Below are 20,570 nucleotides of genomic sequence, written 5' to 3'. Positions count from 1 at the left end.
TGCCGGAAGACTCAGCGCATGCGGTCAATGCGTGCGGAACTCGGCGCGGCAACCGTCCGACACCCAGATGCCGTTGCGGCCATAACCCCAGGTGCGTCCCTGGATGCAGGCTGCGCGCGAGAGCTGGCGTACCAGTTGCACGCCGGCGCGGGTGTTCGCCGCGCATTCGCGGGTGCGACCATCGTCGGATTCGCAACGGAACAGGCGACCCATGCCATAGCCCGGCCCGCCATAGCCGCCACCGTAATTCCCGCCGTAGCCGCCGCCACGGCCACCCATCGTGAACTCACCGCGGCATCCCTGCGAGACCCAGACGCCGTTGCCATTGGATCCCCAGGTGCGGCCCTCGACGCACGACGCGCGCGACAGCTGCTTCACCAGTTGCGCGCGCCCGCGGCCGTTACCGTTGCACTGGCGGGTGCGGCCGTCATCTGACTCGCAACGGAAGGTCTGGCCATAGCCACCGTTGCTGTAACCGCCACCGTAATAGCCATCGTTGTAGCCACCGCCATAGCCAGCCACGCGGAAGTCGGCGCGGCATCCGTCATCCACCCACACCCCACCGCGATCCTGGCCCCAGGTACGACCCTCGATGCAGGCGTTGCGCGAGTGCTGGCGCTCCAGCACCACGCGACCGCCGCCACCGGGCAGCGTGCAGCGATTCATCCGTCCGTCGTTGGATTCGCAACGGACCACCCCGGTGCCGGGGCCATACTCCTGCCAGGACTGCGGCGCGGCGATGGCGGGAGCGGCGGACGCCGCGGCGAACATGGCGGTAGCGAAGATCAGGCGGCGCATGGTGACCCCTCCGGTGGTTGTCCTGGCCAATACTGTTGGCGATTCCGGATTAACAAAAAGAGAAGGGAATCGCAACGCCAGCCGAACAACGGCCTTCCATTCAGCCGCCAAGTCAGGCGCGGTTGAAGTCGAAGGCGAGTACGTCGGCAATGCGCATTGTCTCCAGCATCGCCATCAACAGGCGATCCACGCCCAGCGCCACACCCGCGCAGGCCGGCAACCCCGCCTCCAGCGCAGAGAGAAGATGCTCGTCCATCGGCGGCACTACATCGCCACGCGCCTGCCGCAGCACACCATCGCGAACGAAGCGACCGCGCTGTTCGGCCGGGTCGCGCAACTCGTGGTAGCCGTTGGCCAGCTCGATGGATCCCAGATACAGCTCGAAGCGCTCCGCCACCGGACAACCATCGCCATCGTCGCGCAACCCCGCCAATGCGCATTGCGATGCCGGGTAGTCGACGATCGCCAGCAGGCCATCCGGATCGAAAGACGGTTGCAGCCGATGGGTCATCAGCAGGTCGAGCCAGTCGTCACGGTTCAAGCCGGCAGCGTCGATGACGATATCGCCCAAGGCCGCGCGCAGCTCGCCCTCGCTGGCGGTGAACGGATCGATGCCGAGTGCCTCGCGATAAATATCGCGATAACGCACGACGCGCAGCGAGACATCGCGTCCGATCAGGGCCAGTGCGGCGCGCACCAACTCGGCGGCTTCCTCGATCAGCCGCAGGTGGTCCCAGCCGACGCGGTACCACTCCAGCATGGTGAATTCGGGATTGTGGCGGCCGCCGGCTTCGCCATCGCGGAAGACGCGACCGAGTTCGTAGCAATCGCCGATACCGGCCGCGAGCAAGCGCTTCAACGCGAACTCCGGGGAGGTACGCAACCACCGCGTGCGCGGCGCGCCGTCGGTACGTCCCGAGAATTCCACCTGGAACGAGACGATGTTCGGATCGGTGTTGCCGGCCAGCGACATCACCGGCGTTTCGACTTCCAGCACGTTGCGCGCGTGGAAGAACTCGCGGACCAGCCGGTTCAACCAGGCGCGCAGGCGAAGCGAGTCGCGCGTCGCCGATGGCATCCACACGGCATCGGGATCGAGGCCGTCGCGCCACCCCGCCCCCGCGGTGAAGGTCATGCGTGCCGCGCCAGGAATGCGAGCAACGCGGCTTCGTCCCAGACTTCGATGCCGAGTTCCTCGGCCTTGGCAAGCTTCGAGCCCGCTTCCGTGCCGGCAACCACGAAACTGGTTTTCTTCGACACGCTGCCGGCTGTTTTCGCGCCCAGCGCTTCCAGTTTTTCCTTGGCTTCGTCACGGCCCATCGCGACCAGCGTACCGGTCAGCACCACGGTCTTGCCGTCGAGCGGGCCGGCGACCTGCTCGCTGCGCTCGGGCAACAAACCGCGCAGCGTCGCCATTGCTTGCGCACTGCGAAGCAGCAACCCGGCGTTCGCCTCGACTTCGAGCCAAGCAACCAACGCGTTCGCACTATCGTTGGGCAAACCCGCAGCGACCATGGAGTAAGCGGGTGCATCGATCAACGCTTCGACATCGGCAAATGCCGTCGCGAGTTGCGCGGCGCGCACCGGGGTGACCTTCGGAATTTCGAGATCGACCAGCAGCGTCGCCAGGTCGAGTCCTTCACCGAGCTTCGGATTCGGCGCGTGCGCGTCGCCGATGCGCACGCCGCGCTCGAGCAGGCGATCGATCACCTGCTGGTTGCCCGGCTGATCGAGGAAGTGGCCGATCGCCCGCGCCACCTCGCCACCGATATCCGGCACCCGCTTGAACAGCGGCCATGGCAGGCGGCGGATCAATACGAGGTCGCCGAACCACTGCGCCAGCGCCTTCGCCGTGCTCTCGCCGACATGTTCGATGCCGAGCGCGTAGAGGAAGCGCGCCAGCGTGGTGTCGCGGCTGCGATCGATCGCGGCGATCAGGTTGTCGGCCCATTTCGTTGCGATTTTGCCGGCCTTGACCGTATCGGGCGTGACACCGTCGCGCTGATCCGCATCGCGCTTCATCGCCAGCAGATCATCCAGCGTGAGCCGATAGAGATCGGACACGTCCTGCAGTTGGCCGAACTCGGCCAGCGACTCGATGTAGCGCTCGCCGAGGCCATCGATGTCCATCGCCCGCCGCGAGGCGAAGTGGAACACCGCCTGCACCCGTTGCGCCGGGCAACTCAACTCGCCCGAACAACGCCAGACCGCCGCGCCTTCCTCGCGCACCACCTCGGAACCGCAGACCGGACAGACCGTCGGCATCGACCACGGCTGTGTGCCGGGCGGGCGTTGCCCCAGCACGACCTGGACCACTTCCGGGATCACGTCGCCGGCGCGGCGCACGATCACGGTGTCGCCGTTGCGCACGTCGAGCCGGGCCACGTGGTCGGCGTTGTGCAGGGTGGCGCGGGTGACGGTGACGCCGCCCACCTGCACCGGCTGCATCAGCGCCCACGGCGTGACCGCACCGGTGCGACCGACATTGACCTCGATCGATTCCAGCACCGTGGCCTGTTCCTGCGCCGGGAACTTGTGGGCGATCGCCCAGCGCGGCGCGCGCGAGACGAAGCCCATCTCGCGCTGGCCGGCGATGTCGTCGAGCTTGTAGACCACACCGTCGATGTCGAACGGCAAGCCATCTCGCGCGTCGCCGATGCGGCGGTAGTAATCCAGCAAGCCATCGACGCCCTCCACCACCGTCGCAAGGTCGCTGACCGGAAAACCCCAGTCGCGCAGCTTGGCCAATGTCGCGGAATGCGTGGCCGGCAACGTACCGCCCTCGACCTGGCCGATGCCGTAGGCGAAGAAACTCAGCGGGCGCTTGGCGGTGAGCGTCGAGTCGATCTGCCGCAGGGAGCCGGCGGCACCGTTGCGCGGGTTGGCCAGCACCTTGCCGCCATGCAGGCGTGCGTGTTCGTTCCAGCGTTCGAAGTCGGCGCGGGCCATGTAGACCTCGCCGCGCACTTCCAGCACCTTCGGCCAACCTTCGCCCTCCAGCGTCTCCGGGATGACGGAAATCGTGCGCAGGTTCGCGGTCACGTTCTCGCCGGTGGCGCCGTCGCCGCGGGTCGCGCCCTGCACGAACACACCATTCTCGTAGCGCAGGCTGATCGCCAGGCCGTCGAGTTTTGGTTCTGCGGAAAACGCCAGCTCGTCGCGATCCAGCCGTTCGCGGATGCGCCGCACGAAGTCGGCGACTTCCCCCTCTTCGAAGGCATTGCCCAGCGACAGCATCGGCACCGCGTGCACGACTTCGGCGAAACGGCCGGACGGTGCAGCGCCGACCTTGCGGGTCGGCGAATCGGTACTGGCAAGTTCCGGATGCGCGCGTTCCAGCGCCTCGAGTTCGCGCACCAGTGCGTCGTAGTGCGCATCGGTGATGTGAGGTGCGTCCAGCCCGTGGTAGCGCCGGTTGGCGTCCTCGATGCGGAGGCGGAGTTCGGCGATGCGGGTGGCGGTGTCCATTACCGTATTTTGCCGTCATCCCGGCGCAGGCCGGGATGACGGGCCGAAAGATCACCAGCGGTTCGACTTGCTCAGCGGCGGCGCGGAATGCTGGCGATCGTAGGCGCGGAGTTCGTCGCGGATGTGCTGCACGCGCTGGCGGCCCAGTGCATTGCGCTCTTCGTCCAGCACGACGCCGTCGAGCAGGTCAGCCATGCGCTGGGCAGCCGGCTCCATGGTTTCCCACGCGTCGAGCGCACCGACCGGCGCTGGTAGGGTCAGGAAGAACGCAATCGCCGGGGTTTCGATCTCGGCGATGCGCGCCATTTCGAAGCTGCCCGGCTTGATGATGTTGGCGACGCTGAAGATCGGGCCGAGCTCCGGTTTGCCATCGACCAGCCGGTGGAACACGTCCATGTGGCCGAAGGTCAGGCCGGCCTTCTCGGCGGCGACCACGATGTCCTGCCCGCGCAATTTGTTGCCGGCCTTGGCCGCCACATACAGCGATACGATGCGGTCGAATTGCTCCGACACGCGCTTGCCGAGCTCGCTTTGCGCCGGGCTGCCGTCGAGGGCGAGTTCTTCCTGCTGCGCGGGCGAGGAGTTCCAGCCATCGGCGAACTGGTCGCCCAGCGACGGTTCGCTGCGCGCTTCACCACTCGTTCCCTCGCGCGGCACACGCCGGCCCTGGCCCTTCTTGCGGCCACGGCCGAAATAGATGATCGCGCCGAGCAGCAGCGACATCGCCACGGCGATGCCGATGCGCAGCAGGGTCATGTCGGACATCGGGACAACCTCCTCAGGCAGCGCCGGCCAGGCGCGCGGCTTCGGCGAGATCCACCGAGACCAGGCGCGACACGCCCGGCTCGCGCATGGTCACGCCGGACAACTGCTGCGCGGCTTCCATGGTCGCCTTGTTGTGGGTGACGAACAGGAACTGTACCTGCTCGCTCATTTCGCTGACCATCGCAGTGAAGCGGCCGACGTTGGCTTCGTCCAGCGGTGCGTCCACTTCGTCGAGCAGGCAGAACGGTGCCGGGTTGAGCCGGAAGATCGCGAACACCAGCGCGACCGCGGTCATCGCCTTCTCGCCGCCGGACAGCAGCGAGATATTTGACACGCGCTTGCCGGGTGGGCGCGCCATGATCGCCACGCCCGTATCCAGCAAGTCGTCCCCGGTCAGTTCCAGGTAGGCATGGCCGCCACCGAACAGGCGCGGGTAGAGTTCCTGCACGCCGGAATTGACCCGGTCGAAGGTGTCCTTGAAGCGGCCGCGGGTCTCGCGGTCGATCTTGCGGATCGCTTCTTCCAGAGTGTCCAGCGCGGTGGTCAGGTCGGCGTCCTGCGCGTCCAGGTACTCCTTGCGCTGCGCGGCCTCGGCGTGTTCGGCGATGGCGGCCAGGTTGACCGGCTCCAGCCGGCGCAACTTGGCGTCGAATTCGGTGACGGCCTTTTCCCACGATGACGCATCGGCGTCTTCGGTGAGCGTGTTGATGACTTCGTCCATCACGAAGCCGGCCTCGACGACGGCGGCAGCGAACTGGTCGGCCTTGATCACCAGCGCCTGCTGGTCGAGCCGGCGCTGGCCGATCGCCTCGCGCTGCGTCAACGACTGTGCATCGCGCTGCTGGCGAACCTGCTCGAAACCGCGCAGGTCGTTGTCGATGCCTTCCAATGTCGAGCGGGCTTCGGCGAGCTCGCGCTCGGTGCGTACGCGCTCGCCAAGCGCAGCTTGCCGTTCATTCTCCAGCGTCAGCACCGGCGCATCGCCTTCAGCCAGCTGCGCAGCCAGGTCGCCCAGCCGCGAATCCAGTTGCCCACGCTGGCCGCCCATGCGTTCCAGCGCCTGCGACAACGCGACGACCTGCACGCGCTGCGATTCCAGGGTCAGCGCCAGCGCATGCGCGGCGTCGCGCGATTCGCGGGCGGCCAGTCGCGCGTTGTCGCGGGCCTCGGCGAGCTGGCGGCGCTCGGCATCCAACGCCTGGCGGGCGGTTTCGAGGTCGCCCATCTTCGACACTGCGTGCTCGACGCGCTGGCGCGCTTCGCGCGATTGCGCCTGCGCGGTGTCCAGAGTGCTCGCCAGCTGCGCCAGTTCGGCGTCGATGCGTTCGATGCGGTTGCGCGCCGACTCCAGCTTGCCCTGCTGGCTCTGCAGCTGGCCGGCGAGTTCGGAGACGCCGCGATGGGCAAGGTACAAGGCACGCTGCGCGTCCTCGCGCTGCTGCTCGGCGGCGAGCAACTGGTCGCGCAGGCGGGTCAGCAACGATTCCAGTTCACGCTCGCGGTTGACGTGGCCTTCGATCTCGCCACGCAGCGACTGGATCTCCTTCTCGCGCAGCAGCGCGCCCTGCTTGGCCGCGCCGGAGCGCACCACGCGGACCCAGCCGGCGCCCAGGCGTTCGCCGGCGCGGGTGATGACCGATTCGCCATCGCCCAGTCGTGCCTGCAGAGCGCGCGCTTCGGCCAGCGTGTCGACGCCGTGCAGGCGCGCCAGCAGGCGACGGATCGCGCGCGGGCCCTGCACTTTCGCCGCCAGCGAGGTCGGCGCATACGACTCACTACCGCTGTCCTCAGCCGACGCAACCAGGGCCAAACGGCCATCGCCGAGTTCGCCCAGCGCGTCGACCAGCGCCTCCGGCGCGTCGACCAGCACCGCTTCGATCAGTTGTCCCAGCGCGCCTTCGACCGCGTTTTCCCAGCCGGCCTCGACCTGCAGGCGCTCGCCGACGCGGGCGGCATCGTCCAGTCCCTGCGCCTTCAGCCAGTGCGTCGCGGCACCCTGCTCCTGACCCAGTGCCGCAGCCTGCAGGGTTTCCAGCGAGGACAGGCGGCCGCGCGCGGCCTGCGCCTGCTTGCGCAGTTCGGCAAGCTCGGCCTGGCGGGCGCGCTGCTGGTCCTGGGCCTCGCCGGTCGCCTGCTTGCGCAGTTCTACCTGCTCGCCCAGCGTGTCCAGCGATTCCTTCTGCGTCTCGTGCTGCAACTGCAGCTCGGCGAAGGCGTCGGCCAGGGTGTCGAGATCCAGCCCGGCGCGTTCGTTGATCAGGTGTTCGCGACGACGGTCGGCGTCGAGGACCTGCCGGTCGAGGTGTTCGATGCGGGTGCTTTCGACATCGCCGGCACGCGCGGCCTCCGCCTGTTCGCGACCGTGCGTGTCCCAGCGCTGCTGCCAGTCGGCCAGTTGTGCCTCGGCGTCGCGCAGGGCGTCCTGCCGCGCGAGGTCGCCTTCCTGCAGCAGTTCCAGCCGCGGCTCGGCGTCGGCCACCGCTTCGCGCAGCGCATCCAGCTTCTGCTGGTCGTCATGGATGTGGCTGCCGAGTTCGGCGAGCGTCGCCTGCGCCTCGTCACGGGCGCGCTGCAGGCGGGAGGCCATTTCGCGCTGGTGGGCGATCTGCTGCTCGACCCGGGCCAGGTCGGCGCCGACGCGATAGACCGCGGCCTGCGCGGCGTTCAACGAATCGCTGGCGGCCTCGCGGCGCTCGCGGCCGGTTTCCAGTTCGCGCTCGGCCTCGCGCTGCTCGGCGATCAGTTGTTCGAGGCGGGTTTCCTCGCTGGCCAGCTTCTCGCGCAGGCGCTGCAGCCTGGCGTCCAGCGCGCGGAATTCCAGCGCCTTCCATTCGACGTCCTTGATCCGGCGCTCGGCCTGGATCGCGGTGTACTGCTCGGCCTGCCTGGCCTGCCGCGCGAGATGCTGCAGCTGCTTGCCGACTTCCTCGCGGAGGTCGTTGAGGCGGTCCAGGTTCTCGCGGGTGTGGCGGATCCGGGTTTCGGTCTCCTTGCGGCGCTCCTTGTACTTGGAGATGCCCGCGGCTTCTTCCAGGTAGACGCGCAGTTCCTCGGGCTTGGCATCGATGACCTGCGAAATCATCCCCTGCTCGATGATCGAGTAGCTGCGCGGGCCCAGGCCGGTGCCGAGGAACAGTTCGGTGATGTCGCGACGCCGGCACTTGGTGCCGTTGAGGTAATAGTTGCTCTGGCCGTCGCGGCTGACCTGGCGCTTGACCGAGATTTCGTTGAAGGCGGCGTATTCGCCGGTGATGGTGTGGTCGCTGTTGTCGAAGATCATCTCGACCGTGGCCTGGCTGACCGGCTTGCGCGCGGAGCTGCCGGAGAAGATCACGTCGGTCAGCGAATCGCCGCGCAGGCGGCTGGCGGCGGACTCGCCCATTACCCAGCGGATCGCATCGATGATGTTGGACTTGCCGCAGCCATTCGGCCCGACCACGCCGGTCATGTTGGTCGGCAGGTGCAGCGTGGTCGGATCGACGAAGGACTTGAAGCCGGACAGCTTGATGGTGGACAGGCGCATGCGGCAGTGGCGACCTACGGACAGCGGCCAGCCGCTGCCTGATATCAGAGATTAACTTTTACCGCCAAGTAATTGATTTACATGGCGGAGCTTGGCCGCAAAAGCAGCGCGATCAGGGAGTATAGCGGGGCTAGGCCGCCTCGTCCGGGGTGCGCGCCCGGATCGACAGTGCATGGATGTCGGTCTGCATCATGTCGCCCAGCGCCGCGTACACCAGCCGATGGCGGGCCAGCGGCAACTTGCCGGCGAACGCACTGCTGACGATGTCGACGCCGAAATGCCCCTGCCCGTCGCGGGCGCCGGCGTGACCGGCATGCTTGTGGCTATCGTCGGTGACGGTCAACGCCTGCGGCGCAAGCGCCGACGCCAACAAATCGCGGATCCGCTCGACCCGCTGCGGATTCAGCCGGGGGATGTCGGCCTCGGTCAAGGCCTCGGTCATGGCAATACCTTGCGGAACGGGCGGACATCGACCCGCGCGTACACACCTGCGGCGACGTAGGGATCGGCGTCGGCCCAGGCACGCGCCGCGTCCAGCGACGCGAATTCGGCGATGACGATGCTGCCGCTGAAGCCGGCCGGGCCCGGATCCTCGGCGTCGATCGCCGGGCATGGGCCCGCCAGCAACAGGCGTCCCTCGTCGCGCAGCGCGGTCAGCCGCGCCAGGTGCTCGGGCCGGGCGGCGAGCCGCTTCGGCAGGACATCGGCACCATCAAAGCCTTCGATCGCGTACCACATCGGCGAGACACTCCATGAACCAGTCGGGGCATTGTAGGCGGGGCGAGTGGACACGGCCCGGCCCAGCGCTTACCCTCTGCCCACGTTTCCGGTCCGACCTTGCGGCCCCGCGCGACATCCGGCTCCACCCAGCCGCACCGCGCCCGCCCAACCGGCCACCCCGCCACCCGTCCCCGATGCCGCCCTGTGCAGGGCGCAGGCGTGCACGGGCATGGCGGGACGCAGCTCCACGCAGCACTGCCCGGCCGCTTGCGGCCTCATGCGACGAAGGTGTGGCCCGGAGGGGGCCGCCAACCGATGACATCCGACCAGACTGCCGGCGCCAGCGCCGACGTACCTGCCGCCATTCCGAATGCCCGTCCGCAGCAGCAGGAAATGCCGCTGGCGATGGTGCTTGGCCAGCCGGTGTTGCAGATCCCGCAGGACCTGTACATCCCGCCGGATGCGCTGGAAGTCATCCTCGACGCCTTTGAGGGCCCGCTGGACCTGTTGCTGTACCTGATCCGCCGCCAGAACCTGGACATCCTGGACATCCCGGTGGCCTCGATCACCCGCCAGTACGTCGACTACATCCAGGGCATGCACGAACTGCGCTTCGAATTGGCGGCCGAATACCTGGTGATGGCCGCGATCCTGGCCGAGATCAAGTCGCGCCTGTTGCTGCCGCGCCCGCCCAGCGAAGAAGGCGTGGAGGAAGATCCACGCGCCGACCTGGTCCGCCGCCTGCAGGAATACGAGCGCTACAAGAAGGCCGCCGAAGACCTGGACACCCTGCCCCGCCAGGAACGCGACACCACACCGGTCCACGCCTTCGTGCCCGACCGCGCGGAAATCCGCCTGCCGCCGCCGGTGGACATCCGCGAGATGCTGCTGGCCCTGCACGACGTGTTCAAGCGCGCCGAGCTGTACACCCAGCACGCGATCAAGCGCGATGCGCTCAGCGTCCGCCAGCGCATGGGCGAATTGCTCGAACGCCTCGCCGACGGCCAGTTCCACCGCTTCGAATCGCTGTTCACCGTCGAGGAAGGCAAGCTCGGCGTGGTGGTGACCTTCCTCGGCCTGCTGACCCTGGCCAAGGAACAACTGCTCGACATCGTCCAGGAAGGCGCGTTGGCACCGATCTACGTGAAGTCGCTGGCGTCCGACGAAGGTGCCCCTGCGATCGCCGACTTGTCGAGCGAGTTCGATGACGAACCGGATGCTGCAAACGACGATTGAGACGTCATCGTTGCTCGTCATCCCGGCGAACGCCGGGATCCAGTTTTTCCTGACCCATTCAACCGCTGGATTCCTGCCTTCGCAGGAATGACGGCAAAGACCTCAAGAACCGATGGATCAAACCCTCGTCACCCGCATCGTCGAAGCCGCCCTGCTCGCGGCCAGCCAGCCACTGACCGTAGTCCAGCTGAACGCCCTGTTCCCGCTGGACGAACCCGCGCCGGAGGGCAGCATCGACGCCGCCCTGCAGTCGCTTCAGGACGCCTGCGCCGAGCGCGGCGTTGAACTGCTCGAAGTCGCGTCCGGCTGGCGCTTCCAGGTCAAGGCCGACGTGCATCCGTGGGTCGCGCGGCTGTGGACCGAGCGCCAGACCCGCTACACCCGCGCGACCCTGGAAACGCTGGCGCTGATCGCCTATCGCCAGCCGATCACCCGCGGCGAGATCGAACAGGTCCGCGGCGTGGCGGTCAACAGCAGCATCATCAAGGCGCTGGAGGAACGCGAATGGATCCGCGTGGTCGGCCACCGCGACGTGCCCGGCAAACCCGAACTGCTGGCGACGACCAAGACCTTCCTCGACTACTTCGGCCTGAAGCGGCTGGACGAACTGCCGCCGCTGTCCGAACTGCGCGACATCGGCGAGCTGGAACCGCAGCTGCCGTTCGCGGCGGCGATCCCGGCCGGCGCGGCTTCGGAAATGGCGTCAGGGACAATTTCCCCTGATGACATTGATGTTGCTGGCGAAGACCAACCAGAAATTGTCCCTGACACCATTTCCGCCATTCCCGATATCGAAACCGATACCGCCGAATCCCTCGACGACATCGAAACCGACACTGACCACCACGGAGACGACGCGTATCCCGCATCGTCGGAGCAGAACCAATGAGCAAGAAAGACGAATCCACCCGCCGCCCGCTGAGCCTGAAAGCAAAAGGCGCAGCCGAAGCCACTGAGGCCCAGGCCCCGCGCATCGAGGAACGCCTGCACAAGGTGCTCGCGCAGGCCGGCCTGGGCTCGCGGCGCGCGCTGGAGCAGCGCATCGCCGATGGCCTGGTCAAGGTCAACGGCGAAGTCGCGCGCACCGGCATGAGCATCACCGGCGGCGACAAGATCGAGCTGGACGGCAAGACCTTCGTGGCCAGCGCGCTGGTCGATGCGCCACGGGTGCTGATCTACAACAAGCCGGAAAGCGAAGTCACCACCCGCGAAGACCCGGAAGGCCGCCCGACCATTTTCGAGGCGCTGCCCACGCTGAAGGGCGCGCGCTGGATCGCGATCGGCCGCCTCGACATCAACACCACCGGTCTGCTGCTGCTCACCACAGACGGTGAGCTGGCCAACGCGATGATGCATCCGAGCTTCGAGGTCGAACGCGAATACGTCTGCCGCGTGCGTGCGCCGGAAGGCGAGGACGTGGTCAACGAGAAGATCGTCGATCGCCTGGCTCGCGGCGTGGCGCTGGACGACGGCCCGGCCAAGTTCGACGAGATCGAGCGCATCGGTGGCACCGATTCGCACGACTGGTTCCGCGTGCTGCTGAAGGAAGGCCGCAACCGCGAAGTGCGCCGCTTGTGGGAATCGCAGGGCTGCCAGGTCTCGCGCCTGAAGCGCATCCGCTACGGCCAGGTGCGCCTGCCGCAGCCGCTGCTGCGCGGCCATTCGCAGGAACTGCCGCAGGCCGAGGTCGATGCCCTGCGCAAGTCGGTCGGGCTGGAGGACGGCACCCCGTCCGCATTGACCCTGATGCCGGTGCTCGGCCAGCGCAAGGCCAGCAAGACAGTGGTCACCGGCAACGCGCGCAGCCACGGCTACGTCGGTGGCCACAGCACCGCCGACGAAGGCCGCGAACTGCGTCGCTTCGACAACGTGCGCGAGGATCGCGGCCGTGGCCGTGGTGGCCCGCGCAAGCCGGGCGGCCTGACCGTGAGTGGCGAAGCCGCCGCCAAGCAGGCCAACAAGACCTTCAAGCCGAAGGGCCCGCGGCCGCAGGGCCAGCGCCTGCGCCCGGGCGAGCAGCGCGGCGAAAACCCCACCGAAATGCGCACCTGGTACGTGCCGGATGGCGTGGACACCGGCCCCAGCGGGCACCGCAACCCGGATGCCGGCAATCGCGGCCCGAAGAAGTACGGCAACAAGCCACGCCCGCAAGGCGGCGGCTTCAACCCGGACGCACCGCGCGGCCCACGCCCGCAAGGCGACAACCGCGGCCCGCGTCCACAGGGTGGCGGCTTCAATGCGGACAATCGCGGCCCGCGTCGCGAAGGTGGCGGTTATGCGGGTGCGGGTGCCGGCGAAGGTCGGCCGGCCCGCGCGCCGCGCCCGTACGGACATCCCGGCAATGCGCCGAGCTTCCCGTCGGATCACGCCAACCCGGGCAGCTTCAATCCCTACGCGGATCGTGCTCGTGGCCCGCGGCCCGGCGGCAACAAGCCGGCGGGTGCCCGCCCGAACAACGCCGGCCCGCGTGGTCCGCGTCCGGGTAGCCCGGGCGGCAACAAGCCCGGCGGCAACCGCGGTGGCCCGCGTGGCGGCGGTGGCGGCAGTCCGTACGGCAATCGCTGATCGATCCCGACAAGGAAGCTTGCTGATGCACCGCCTCGCCATCGTCCTGTTCTCGCTCGCCTGCCTGTCGCCTGCACAGGCGCAGGTCGCGATGCCGGCGGAGATCAAGCCACTCGAGTACATCGACGCCAAGCGCCTGGCCGATGCCGACGAGATGAGCGTCACCGGCCCCGCCCATCAGGCGATGCTGGCCGCGCAGGCAGCGCTGCTGGACGCCGGCGTGGTCGAATGCTCGCTGGGCAAGCCCCAAAAGGATTTCAGCGGCTTCACCATCGTGATGGCACTGGACGCGAGCGGGAAGGTTCAACGCACCTGGCGCGAGGGCGGTTCGCCACTGGCGATCTGCCTGCAACGCTATGTGCGCGACAAGGTCGTGTTCATTCCACCGCGTGCGCCCTTCCACACTTCGCTGGCGATCAGCTTCACCAAGTAATCGGGCGGCATCGATCTTCGCGAGGGCGCCCACGGGCGCCCTTTCCATTTGCGATGCCGCAGCACACGCGCAAATGCAGTTGAACACAAAAATAGAACAATCCGGTATCGACTGACCGACTGGATGCATGCGCGTGCACAATCCATGATTCCGACCACGGAAAACGGCATTCCGCCGATCCGCAAGGGAGCAACAGCATGGGCACCAAGAAGATCCTCAACGTCACCAGCGCCCCCGGCCGGCATTGGGTCGGCAACGGCTTCCCGGTGCATGGCATGTTCGGCTACAGCGGCCCCGGCGTGGCCGAGCGCAGCCCGTTCCTGATGCTCGACTACGCGGCCCCGTTCCAGTTCGAGCCCACCCGCGAGCGCCGCGGCGTCGGCCAGCATCCGCATCGCGGCTTCGAGACCGTCACGATTGTCTATGACGGCGAAGTCGAGCACCGCGATTCGACCGGCAATGGCGGGATCATCGGCAAGGGCGACGTGCAGTGGATGACCGCTGCGGGCGGGATCCTGCACGAGGAGTTCCACTCGCCCGGCTATGCCGAGCGCGGCGGTCCGTTCGAGATGGTCCAGCTGTGGGTGAACCTGCCGAGGAAGGACAAGATGGCCGCGGCCGGCTACCAGGGCATCACCGATGCGCAGATTCCCGCGGTCGCACTGCCCGATGACGCCGGCACGCTGCGGGTAATCGCCGGCGACTACGACGATCATCGCGGCCCGGCCCGCACCTTCAGCCCGATCAACGTCTGGGATGTGCGACTGGCTGCGGGCAAGACGATTGCCCTGCCGCAACCGGAAGGCTGGACCACGCTGGTGGTGGTGCTGGCCGGCACGGTGCAACTCAACGGCGAGACCGTGCTGCGTCCTGCACAGATGGCCACGCTGTCGACCGCCGGCACCGATGTGACCATCGAGGCCAGCGGCGATGCCAAGGTGTTGTTGCTCGCCGGCGAACCGATCGACGAGCCGGTGGTCGGCTACGGCCCGTTCGTGATGAACAGCGAGCAAGAGATCCACCAGGCGATCGCCGATTTCAACGGCGGCAAGTTCGGCAACATGCACTGAGGGAAAACGCCGCCGTGATTCCGGTGAAAGCCGCAATCACGGCGACGCGCTTCAATGCGCAATCGATGATCAGGAGTTGTACTCATGGCCGTTTCCACCGTCCGCGCCAGCATCGGCGCCACGCCCTACACCGTCGAACTGAACGACAACCACGGCCACCACTGGCTGGGCGACGAGCCCGAGGATCTGGGCGGCGCGAATGCCGGCCCGGCACCGGAACAGCAGTTGCTGGCCTCGCTGGGCAGCTGCACCGCAGTGACGCTGATGATGTACGCACAGCGCAAGCAGTGGCTGCTGACCCAGGTGCATGTCGAACTCGCCTTCAATCCCGACGGCAAGCCGGCCTCCGGCAGCGACATCCACCGCAGCATCCAGCTGGTCGGGCAACTGGATGGCGAACAGCGCGCGCGGCTCCTGCAGATCGCCGACGCCTGCCCGATCCACAAGGTCCTGACCGGCGAGATCCGCATCGCCACCGTTTCCGCCCACGACGACCCCGGAGCATCCGCATGACCCGCATCCTCGGCATTTCCGGCAGCCTGCGCGCCGGCTCGTTCAACACCGCGCTGCTGCGTGCGGCGCGTGAAGTCGCGGGTGCCGATGTCGAGCTCGACACCGCCACCCTGCACGGCATCCCGCTCTACGACGGCGACGCCGAATCCCGTGATGGCGAGCCCGCCGCGGTCGCCGAACTCAAGCGCAGGATCATCGCCAGCGACGGCGTCTTGCTGGTCACCCCGGAATACAACAACGGCATCCCCGGGGTGTTCAAGAACGGCATTGATTGGCTGTCGCGCGGTACGCCCGGTATTCCCGAGGTCTTCGGCGACCGCCCGTTCGCGCTGGCCGGTGCCTCGCCCGGCGGTTTCGGCACGATCCTCTCGCAGAACCACTGGCTGCCGGTGCTGAAGACGCTGGGCGTGCGCTTGTGGGCCGGCAACCGGCTGATGGTGTCGCGCGCCGGCGGCGTGTTCGATACGAATGGCGAACTGGTCGATGCCAAGGTGCGCGAGCAATTGGCCGGCTTCGTGCAGGGATTCGCGGCGTTCGCGGCCGCCGCACGGGGTTGAAGCGCGCATCGACCTGCTTCGCCAGCCGCCGCGACTCTGGCATGCTGCCACGGACAATCGGGGGGAACCCGGACATGGGCAGGCGCGTAAGCAGTCAGGCAGGCGGGTCGTTGCGGCGCAGCGTCGCGTTGGCAGTCTTGTTGTGGCTGGGCCTGGCGCTGGCATTCGCCGCCGGTGCCGCCAACCCCAGCGAACCGCCAGCCATCGCGGCGTTGCGCGCCGACCAGACCAGGACCGCGGCACAGCTGCAGGCTCAGGCCGCGCGCCTGCGGGCAGACTCGAAGGATCCCGCTTTCCGCGCCTGGGCGACCTTGGCCGAAGCCGAATTCGCCAACGACCAGGAACACGCCGAAGCCGCGCTGGCAGGCCTCGACCAGGCCATGGCGCAGGCGGCTGCACTGAAGTTGCCGGACCTGCGCTTCGAGGCGCTGATCCGGCTGTCCACGATCCTGGTCAACCGCGGCCGCTCGAAGGAAACGGAAGCGGTGCTGGCGAAGATGCAGGCCATGGTCGAGTCCGGCAGCAACGCCCGCTGGCGCGCACTATGGCTGCACGAACGCGGCGTGCTGGAGCGCAAGCTGGGCCGTTTCGAGGAAGCGCGCAGCCTGTTCCTGCAGGCGCGCAGCCTGTTCGCGCAGCTCGGCGATGCGGTGATGGAAGCCCGCGAGATGAATTCCATCGGCAATCTCGATGGCCGCACCGGGCGTTTCTCCGACGCCGTGGCGATGCACAGCGATGCGCTCACGATCGCCCGCAAGGCCGGCGACAAGAGCGAAACCGCGCGCAGCCTGCGCATGCTCGGCGTGCTGTACCTCAACCTGGACGACGAGGAACTGGCGAGCCGGCACCTGCTGGAGGCGCTGGATCACGTGGAGGAACGCAACCGCCGCGAAGCGATCGCCCTGCATGGCGAGTTGATCGGCACGTTCACCCGCCTGGAACGGTTGGCGGAAGCCGAGTACCACGGCCAGCAGGCAGTGCGCCTGGCCGAGCAGTCCGGCAGCCACCCCAACCGCGTCAACGCCTTTACCCGGATGGCGGAACTGCGTCTGCTGCAGGGACACATCGACGATGCCGAGCAATGGGTTGCGAAGGCGGACGAATCCCGCGACCACGTGGCGGTGCGCGACCGCAGCCTGATCGGGATCAGCCGCATGCGCGTGCTCGCCGCGCGCGACCGCACGGCAGAGGCAATCAAGCAAGCGGATGCGGTCCTGGCCGACGTGCGCGATCTCGGCGACCGCATCCTCGAGCGTTCGGTGCTGGACCTGATGTCGGAACTGCAATTGCGCGCCGGCGACGCCGCCAGCGCGTTCGCCACCCGCAAGGCGCACCAGAAACTCGACAAGGAGCTGGCGATCGATGTCGCCGCGCGGCGGATCGCGCTGCTGGAATCCAGCCTGGAGCGCGAGCGCGCGAAGACCGAACGCGAACTCCTGCAACGCGACAACGACATCCAGGCGTTGCGATTGAACCGCCAGCGCCTCATCGCCATCGCCCTGTTCGTCGGCCTGGCCACGGTGCTGGTCGTGTCTGCCCTGCTGTACGCGCGCTACCGCAGCACCCTGCGTCACCGCAACGAACTGCGCGCCAGCCGCGACGCGCTGGAACGCGTTGCCAATACCGATGCATTGACGGGCCTGGCCAATCGCCACGCCGCTGCGCGCGCGCTGGGCGAACGCCTAGGACGAATTCCCGAACCGCTGACGGTGATGTTGCTGGACCTCGACGAGTTCAAGCGCATCAACGACACACACGGCCATCAGGCCGGCGATGCGGTGCTGCAGGAAGCGGCGAAGCGCATGCGCGCCGCGTTGCCGGAAGACGCATTGCTGGGCCGTTGGGGCGGCGAGGAATTCATCGCGATCCTGGATGGCGCACCGGGCCGCGAACCGGCGTCGGTGGCCGAGGCGATGCGTGCCACGCTCGCCGCCGCGCCCGTCTCGTTCGAAGGCGTGGCAATCCCGGTCACGGTCAGCATCGGCGTGGCTACCGCCTTCGCCAGCGACGGGATCGACGCGCTATTGGCCGAGGCCGATGCCGCGCTGTACCGGGCGAAGGGTGCTGGTCGCAACCGCGTGGTCTACGGCCGCCCGCCGGCCGCCCTGGCCTGAGCCTCAACCCTCGTCGAGCAGGCGGAACGCATCGCCATCGAGCATCGCCGGGAAGCGCTGGCGAATGCGTGATGGTGCCGCCTGCTGATCGGCGAGGTGGACAGCTCCATCTGGTCATGCCGGATGCTGCCGGTATGCTGGCCCGGCAGCGTTTGACCAATCTCATCCCAGGCGACTTCGCGGCGGTGGCGCGCCCGCCCGTTGATGCGAGCCGAACTGACCGGCGAACCCGACGACATGCTCGGCTTGGGCGTGACCCTCAACCCCCGCGGAGTGAATCCGATGCACCACGATGTCCGCATTTACAACGATGCGCTGGCAGACGACGACAAGGCGATCTGCGAACTCTTGGCTCACCAGATCGACCGCGCCCTGCCTGAAGCCGAGAACAGGATCTGGCACCGGCATCCTGTGTGGTTCCTCGACGGCAACCCGGTCGCCGGCTACGACAAGCTGAAAGCCAGCGTGCGCCTGCTGTTCTGGAGTGGGCAATCGTTCGACGAGAGCGAGCTGAAAGCTGAAGGCAGCTTCAAGGCGGCAGAAGCGCGCTACACCGATGTCGCCCAGGTCGATGTCGAGGCCATGCAGCGTTGGCTGGGCAAAGCCCGCGACATCCAGTGGGACTACAAGAACATCGTCAAGCGCAAGGGCAAGCTGGAGCGGTTGAAGTAGGCACGTTTTCGCGGCTTTCGCAGCCCGGGTAAGCGAAGCGCACCCGGGGGTGTTGGCCCTACTTCTTCGCGAACGCCGTGAACTCCGGCCCTGCAAGCCGCAGGTTCTCGCGCAGGTAGGCCCGCAGGCGCTGGCCGGGCGCTTCCGGGACTGGCCCGCCCAGGTGCCGCTGCAGCATCGTTTCCATCGCGAACAGGTAGGCCTCACGCGGGATCGGTTCGACCGGGGAGTGTCCACCGCCCGGCTCCACCAGCAAGGTAACCGGCCGCCCCAGCGACTTCAGGGTGGCGCTGTAGTGGATGACCTCGCGGATCGCCACGGTGCGATCCGCGCCGCCGGCCATGATCAGCAAGGGGCGCTGCATCTTCATCGCGTTCGCCTGCGGCGATTGCGCATGCAGGCGTGCGTAGGTCGCAGGATCCGTGGCATCCAGCGACAGCGCGCGCAAGGTGTGCTGAAGCGAACGGTCCGGCAGGTCGCCCTGGTCGCCGGACTGCACCAGCCAGCGCATGCCCCAGCCGAGGTCGGCCGGCGGCGCTCCGGCCACGCCGACCTTGAACAGCTCCGGCTGGAAGGTCAGGCCCAGCAGCGTCGAATAGCCGCCGAACGAATGACCGACGATGCCGACGCGATTGGCATCGCCGATCCCCTGAGCCAGCAGCCAGCGCACACCTTCCACGATGTCGCGTTGCACGCGGCCGTTGCCATAGTCGCCGTTCGACGCGAACGTGTACGCGCGCCCGTGGCCGGTGGAGCCGCGGAAATTCGACTGGAACACCACGTAGCCACGATTGGCCAGGAACTGCGCGGTGCCGTCATAACCCGCGCGGAAATGGCTGATCGGGCCGCCATGAACCTGCGCGATAAGCGGCGCACGCGCGGCATCCACGCCGGGCGGCAGCAGCACGAAGCCGTGCACGCGCAGGCCGTCGGACGCAACGTAGCTGACCGCGATCTTGCGCGCCAGCGCAGTTTCATCCGGCACGCCGGTGGTGATGCCCGGCTCGTCCAGGATCCGGCGCACGTCGCCATTGCGTGGGTCGTAGAGGTACAGGCGCGCATCGCGCAGGGTCGCCGCGCGTTCGCTGACCAGCCAGTGGGCAGACGGGCCGCCGCCGACCTGCAGGCCGATGTCGCGGCCCGGGAACTTGCGCGTGATGGCGGCGACCGTTGCTTGCGCATCGCCGATGCCATACGTCGCGGCCACGGTGCTGCGATAGCTCGCCGCCAATGGCATCTGCGTACGCGGGTCGAGCGCGACCTCGTCGAGGTCGGCCTCGCCGCGCGGATCCTGGTGCAGCGTCTGCAACCTGTCGTCCGCATCCAGCCGCATCACCCGGCGGAAATCCCCGCCTGGAGCCGTGCTGTCGGGATTGCCGGTCATCAGCAGGCTGCCGTCGGCCCGTGCCGCCAGCAGATCCAGCCGCTCCATCGGCCGCAGGCGCAGGACCTTGCGCAACGAGCCGTCGGCACGCACGCGATGCAGCGCATCGTGGTCGCCCTCGAACCGCGCGAGCGCGACGATCCGGCCCTGCGCATCCAGCGCGACGTCGTGGATCCAGTGCGCGTCTTCGCGCAGCAGGGTGCGCTTGCCGTGCACGTCCATGCGCACGATCCGCCAGCGTTCGCCCTTGCCGACACGCACGCGCTCGCGCAGCAGCACCGCGGCGGGCTGCGACCGATCCAGCTGCATCACCCTGCGCTGCTCGATGCCGCCCAGCGGTACCCGCACGCCCGCGCGGCCATCGACGCCGACGATGCCGAGCGAGCGCGATCCGCGCAGGAACAACCAGCGTCCGTCGCGCGACCACATCACCTGGTCGGCCTGGGTGCTGCCTGCGAGCGGCCGTGCCTTGCCGCCATCGGTCGGCAGCAGCCACAGCGCGCGCGAATCCTTCTGCTCGCGCAGGTAGGCCACGAAGTCGCCCGTCGGCGATAGCTGCACGGCCACCAGCGTGCGCGCTTCGAGGAACGCCGCACGTGGCAACCGAGGTGCGCGTGGCAACACCTGTTGCGCCTGCTCCACGCTGCGCAGGCTTTCGTTTGCCTGCGCCAGCACGTTGTGTTGAGTGAGCAGCAGCGCGCAAAACGCGATGCTGCCGCAGAGGATACGAAGCATCTTCATCGTCGATTCCC

At 67.9% G+C, this 20,570-nt stretch carries 16 protein-coding genes and 1 pseudogene; 9 read left to right on the top strand and 8 right to left on the bottom strand.

Going from position 1 to position 20,570, the window contains the following annotated elements:
- Positions 1-24 precede the first annotated feature (24 nt).
- The 7 genes from H9L16_RS12515 to H9L16_RS12485 all read right to left on the bottom strand — a co-directional run bounded on the left by H9L16_RS12515 (position 25) and on the right by H9L16_RS12485 (position 9,292).
- Positions 25-798, bottom strand: a complete 774-nt coding sequence (locus H9L16_RS12515) for a DUF3011 domain-containing protein (protein ID WP_187552006.1) — start codon at positions 796-798, stop codon at positions 25-27.
- 112 nt (positions 799-910) lie between these two features.
- A complete protein-coding gene (gene epmA / locus H9L16_RS12510; protein WP_187554176.1) occupies positions 911-1,876 on the bottom strand; it encodes an EF-P lysine aminoacylase EpmA in 966 nt (321 codons plus the stop codon).
- A 53-nt stretch (positions 1,877-1,929) separates the two neighbouring features.
- On the bottom strand, positions 1,930-4,266 hold the full coding sequence (gene ligA, locus H9L16_RS12505; protein WP_187552005.1) for an NAD-dependent DNA ligase LigA: 2,337 nt from the start codon (positions 4,264-4,266) through the stop codon (positions 1,930-1,932).
- 51 nt (positions 4,267-4,317) lie between these two features.
- A complete protein-coding gene (gene zipA, locus H9L16_RS12500) occupies positions 4,318-5,031 on the bottom strand; it encodes a cell division protein ZipA (RefSeq protein WP_187552004.1) in 714 nt (237 codons plus the stop codon).
- A gap of 13 nt (positions 5,032-5,044) precedes the next feature.
- Entirely contained in the window at positions 5,045-8,554 is a 3,510-nt protein-coding gene (smc, locus tag H9L16_RS12495) for a chromosome segregation protein SMC (RefSeq protein ID WP_187552003.1), read from the bottom strand.
- A 130-nt stretch (positions 8,555-8,684) separates the two neighbouring features.
- A complete protein-coding gene (locus H9L16_RS12490; protein WP_187552002.1) occupies positions 8,685-8,996 on the bottom strand; it encodes a BolA family protein in 312 nt (103 codons plus the stop codon).
- Positions 8,993-9,292 (bottom strand): YciI family protein, encoded by a 300-nt coding sequence (locus H9L16_RS12485; protein WP_187552001.1) that lies wholly within the window; start codon positions 9,290-9,292, stop codon positions 8,993-8,995. Before H9L16_RS12485 ends, H9L16_RS12490 begins: the two co-directional genes overlap by 4 nt.
- Before the next feature lie 297 nt (positions 9,293-9,589).
- Between H9L16_RS12485 and H9L16_RS12480 the strand changes: the two genes are divergently transcribed.
- The 9 genes and pseudogenes from H9L16_RS12480 to H9L16_RS12440 all read left to right on the top strand — a co-directional run bounded on the left by H9L16_RS12480 (position 9,590) and on the right by H9L16_RS12440 (position 18,434).
- On the top strand, positions 9,590-10,510 hold the full coding sequence (locus tag H9L16_RS12480) for a segregation and condensation protein A (protein ID WP_187552000.1): 921 nt from the start codon (positions 9,590-9,592) through the stop codon (positions 10,508-10,510).
- A gap of 112 nt (positions 10,511-10,622) precedes the next feature.
- Positions 10,623-11,258: pseudogene (gene scpB, locus H9L16_RS12475) on the top strand (SMC-Scp complex subunit ScpB); the annotation flags it as partial.
- A gap of 137 nt (positions 11,259-11,395) precedes the next feature.
- Positions 11,396-13,075 carry a pseudouridine synthase gene (locus tag H9L16_RS12470; protein WP_187551999.1) on the top strand — a complete coding sequence of 560 codons (1,680 nt, stop codon included), beginning with the start codon at positions 11,396-11,398 and terminating at the stop codon, positions 13,073-13,075.
- A gap of 25 nt (positions 13,076-13,100) precedes the next feature.
- Positions 13,101-13,508, top strand: coding sequence for a hypothetical protein (locus H9L16_RS12465; RefSeq protein WP_187551998.1), 408 nt, complete (start codon positions 13,101-13,103; stop codon positions 13,506-13,508).
- Positions 13,509-13,705: 197 nt separating this feature from the next.
- Positions 13,706-14,578: a pirin family protein gene (locus H9L16_RS12460; protein WP_187551997.1), complete on the top strand. Its 873-nt coding sequence runs from the start codon at positions 13,706-13,708 to the stop codon at positions 14,576-14,578.
- Between the two features lie 84 nt (positions 14,579-14,662).
- Positions 14,663-15,091, top strand: coding sequence for an OsmC family protein (locus H9L16_RS12455; protein ID WP_187551996.1), 429 nt, complete (start codon positions 14,663-14,665; stop codon positions 15,089-15,091).
- Positions 15,088-15,648 (top strand): NADPH-dependent FMN reductase, encoded by a 561-nt coding sequence (locus tag H9L16_RS12450; RefSeq protein ID WP_187551995.1) that lies wholly within the window; start codon positions 15,088-15,090, stop codon positions 15,646-15,648. Before H9L16_RS12455 ends, H9L16_RS12450 begins: the two co-directional genes overlap by 4 nt.
- Positions 15,649-15,722: 74 nt before the next feature.
- Positions 15,723-17,762, top strand: a complete 2,040-nt coding sequence (locus tag H9L16_RS12445; protein ID WP_187551994.1) for a diguanylate cyclase domain-containing protein — start codon at positions 15,723-15,725, stop codon at positions 17,760-17,762.
- A gap of 204 nt (positions 17,763-17,966) precedes the next feature.
- The gene (locus H9L16_RS12440; RefSeq protein ID WP_223158144.1) at positions 17,967-18,434 is read left to right on the top strand and encodes a DUF1801 domain-containing protein; all 468 of its coding nucleotides are present in this window, start codon (positions 17,967-17,969) and stop codon (positions 18,432-18,434) included.
- Between the two features lie 58 nt (positions 18,435-18,492).
- Here the strand turns inward: H9L16_RS12440 and H9L16_RS12435 are convergent, their stop codons facing one another.
- Positions 18,493-20,559: a S9 family peptidase gene (locus H9L16_RS12435; protein ID WP_187551993.1), complete on the bottom strand. Its 2,067-nt coding sequence runs from the start codon at positions 20,557-20,559 to the stop codon at positions 18,493-18,495.
- Positions 20,560-20,570 lie beyond the last annotated feature (11 nt).

The organism is Thermomonas carbonis (assembly GCF_014396975.1).
GTDB classification, from domain to species: domain Bacteria; phylum Pseudomonadota; class Gammaproteobacteria; order Xanthomonadales; family Xanthomonadaceae; genus Thermomonas; species Thermomonas carbonis.
The sequence above is the reverse complement of the archived record's forward strand: the minus strand, read 5'-3'. Positions and strand labels throughout refer to the sequence as shown.

Bases quoted from the DNA above. Each gene is read 5' to 3' on its own strand.
- H9L16_RS12515 (WP_187552006.1), bottom strand. From the start codon at position 798: ATGCGCCGCCTGATCTTCGCTACCGCCATGTTCGCCGCGGCGTCCGCC.
- epmA (WP_187554176.1), bottom strand. From the start codon at position 1,876: ATGCCATCGGCGACGCGCGACTCGCTTCGCCTGCGCGCCTGGTTGAAC.
- ligA (WP_187552005.1), bottom strand. From the start codon at position 4,266: ATGGACACCGCCACCCGCATCGCCGAACTCCGCCTCCGCATCGAGGAC.
- zipA (WP_187552004.1), bottom strand. From the start codon at position 5,031: ATGTCCGACATGACCCTGCTGCGCATCGGCATCGCCGTGGCGATGTCG.
- smc (WP_187552003.1), bottom strand. From the start codon at position 8,554: ATGCGCCTGTCCACCATCAAGCTGTCCGGCTTCAAGTCCTTCGTCGAT.
- H9L16_RS12490 (WP_187552002.1), bottom strand. From the start codon at position 8,996: ATGACCGAGGCCTTGACCGAGGCCGACATCCCCCGGCTGAATCCGCAG.
- H9L16_RS12485 (WP_187552001.1), bottom strand. From the start codon at position 9,292: ATGTGGTACGCGATCGAAGGCTTTGATGGTGCCGATGTCCTGCCGAAG.
- H9L16_RS12480 (WP_187552000.1), top strand. From the start codon at position 9,590: ATGACATCCGACCAGACTGCCGGCGCCAGCGCCGACGTACCTGCCGCC.
- H9L16_RS12470 (WP_187551999.1), top strand. From the start codon at position 11,396: ATGAGCAAGAAAGACGAATCCACCCGCCGCCCGCTGAGCCTGAAAGCA.
- H9L16_RS12465 (WP_187551998.1), top strand. From the start codon at position 13,101: ATGCACCGCCTCGCCATCGTCCTGTTCTCGCTCGCCTGCCTGTCGCCT.
- H9L16_RS12460 (WP_187551997.1), top strand. From the start codon at position 13,706: ATGGGCACCAAGAAGATCCTCAACGTCACCAGCGCCCCCGGCCGGCAT.
- H9L16_RS12455 (WP_187551996.1), top strand. From the start codon at position 14,663: ATGGCCGTTTCCACCGTCCGCGCCAGCATCGGCGCCACGCCCTACACC.
- H9L16_RS12450 (WP_187551995.1), top strand. From the start codon at position 15,088: ATGACCCGCATCCTCGGCATTTCCGGCAGCCTGCGCGCCGGCTCGTTC.
- H9L16_RS12445 (WP_187551994.1), top strand. From the start codon at position 15,723: ATGGGCAGGCGCGTAAGCAGTCAGGCAGGCGGGTCGTTGCGGCGCAGC.
- H9L16_RS12440 (WP_223158144.1), top strand. From the start codon at position 17,967: ATGCGAGCCGAACTGACCGGCGAACCCGACGACATGCTCGGCTTGGGC.
- H9L16_RS12435 (WP_187551993.1), bottom strand. From the start codon at position 20,559: ATGAAGATGCTTCGTATCCTCTGCGGCAGCATCGCGTTTTGCGCGCTG.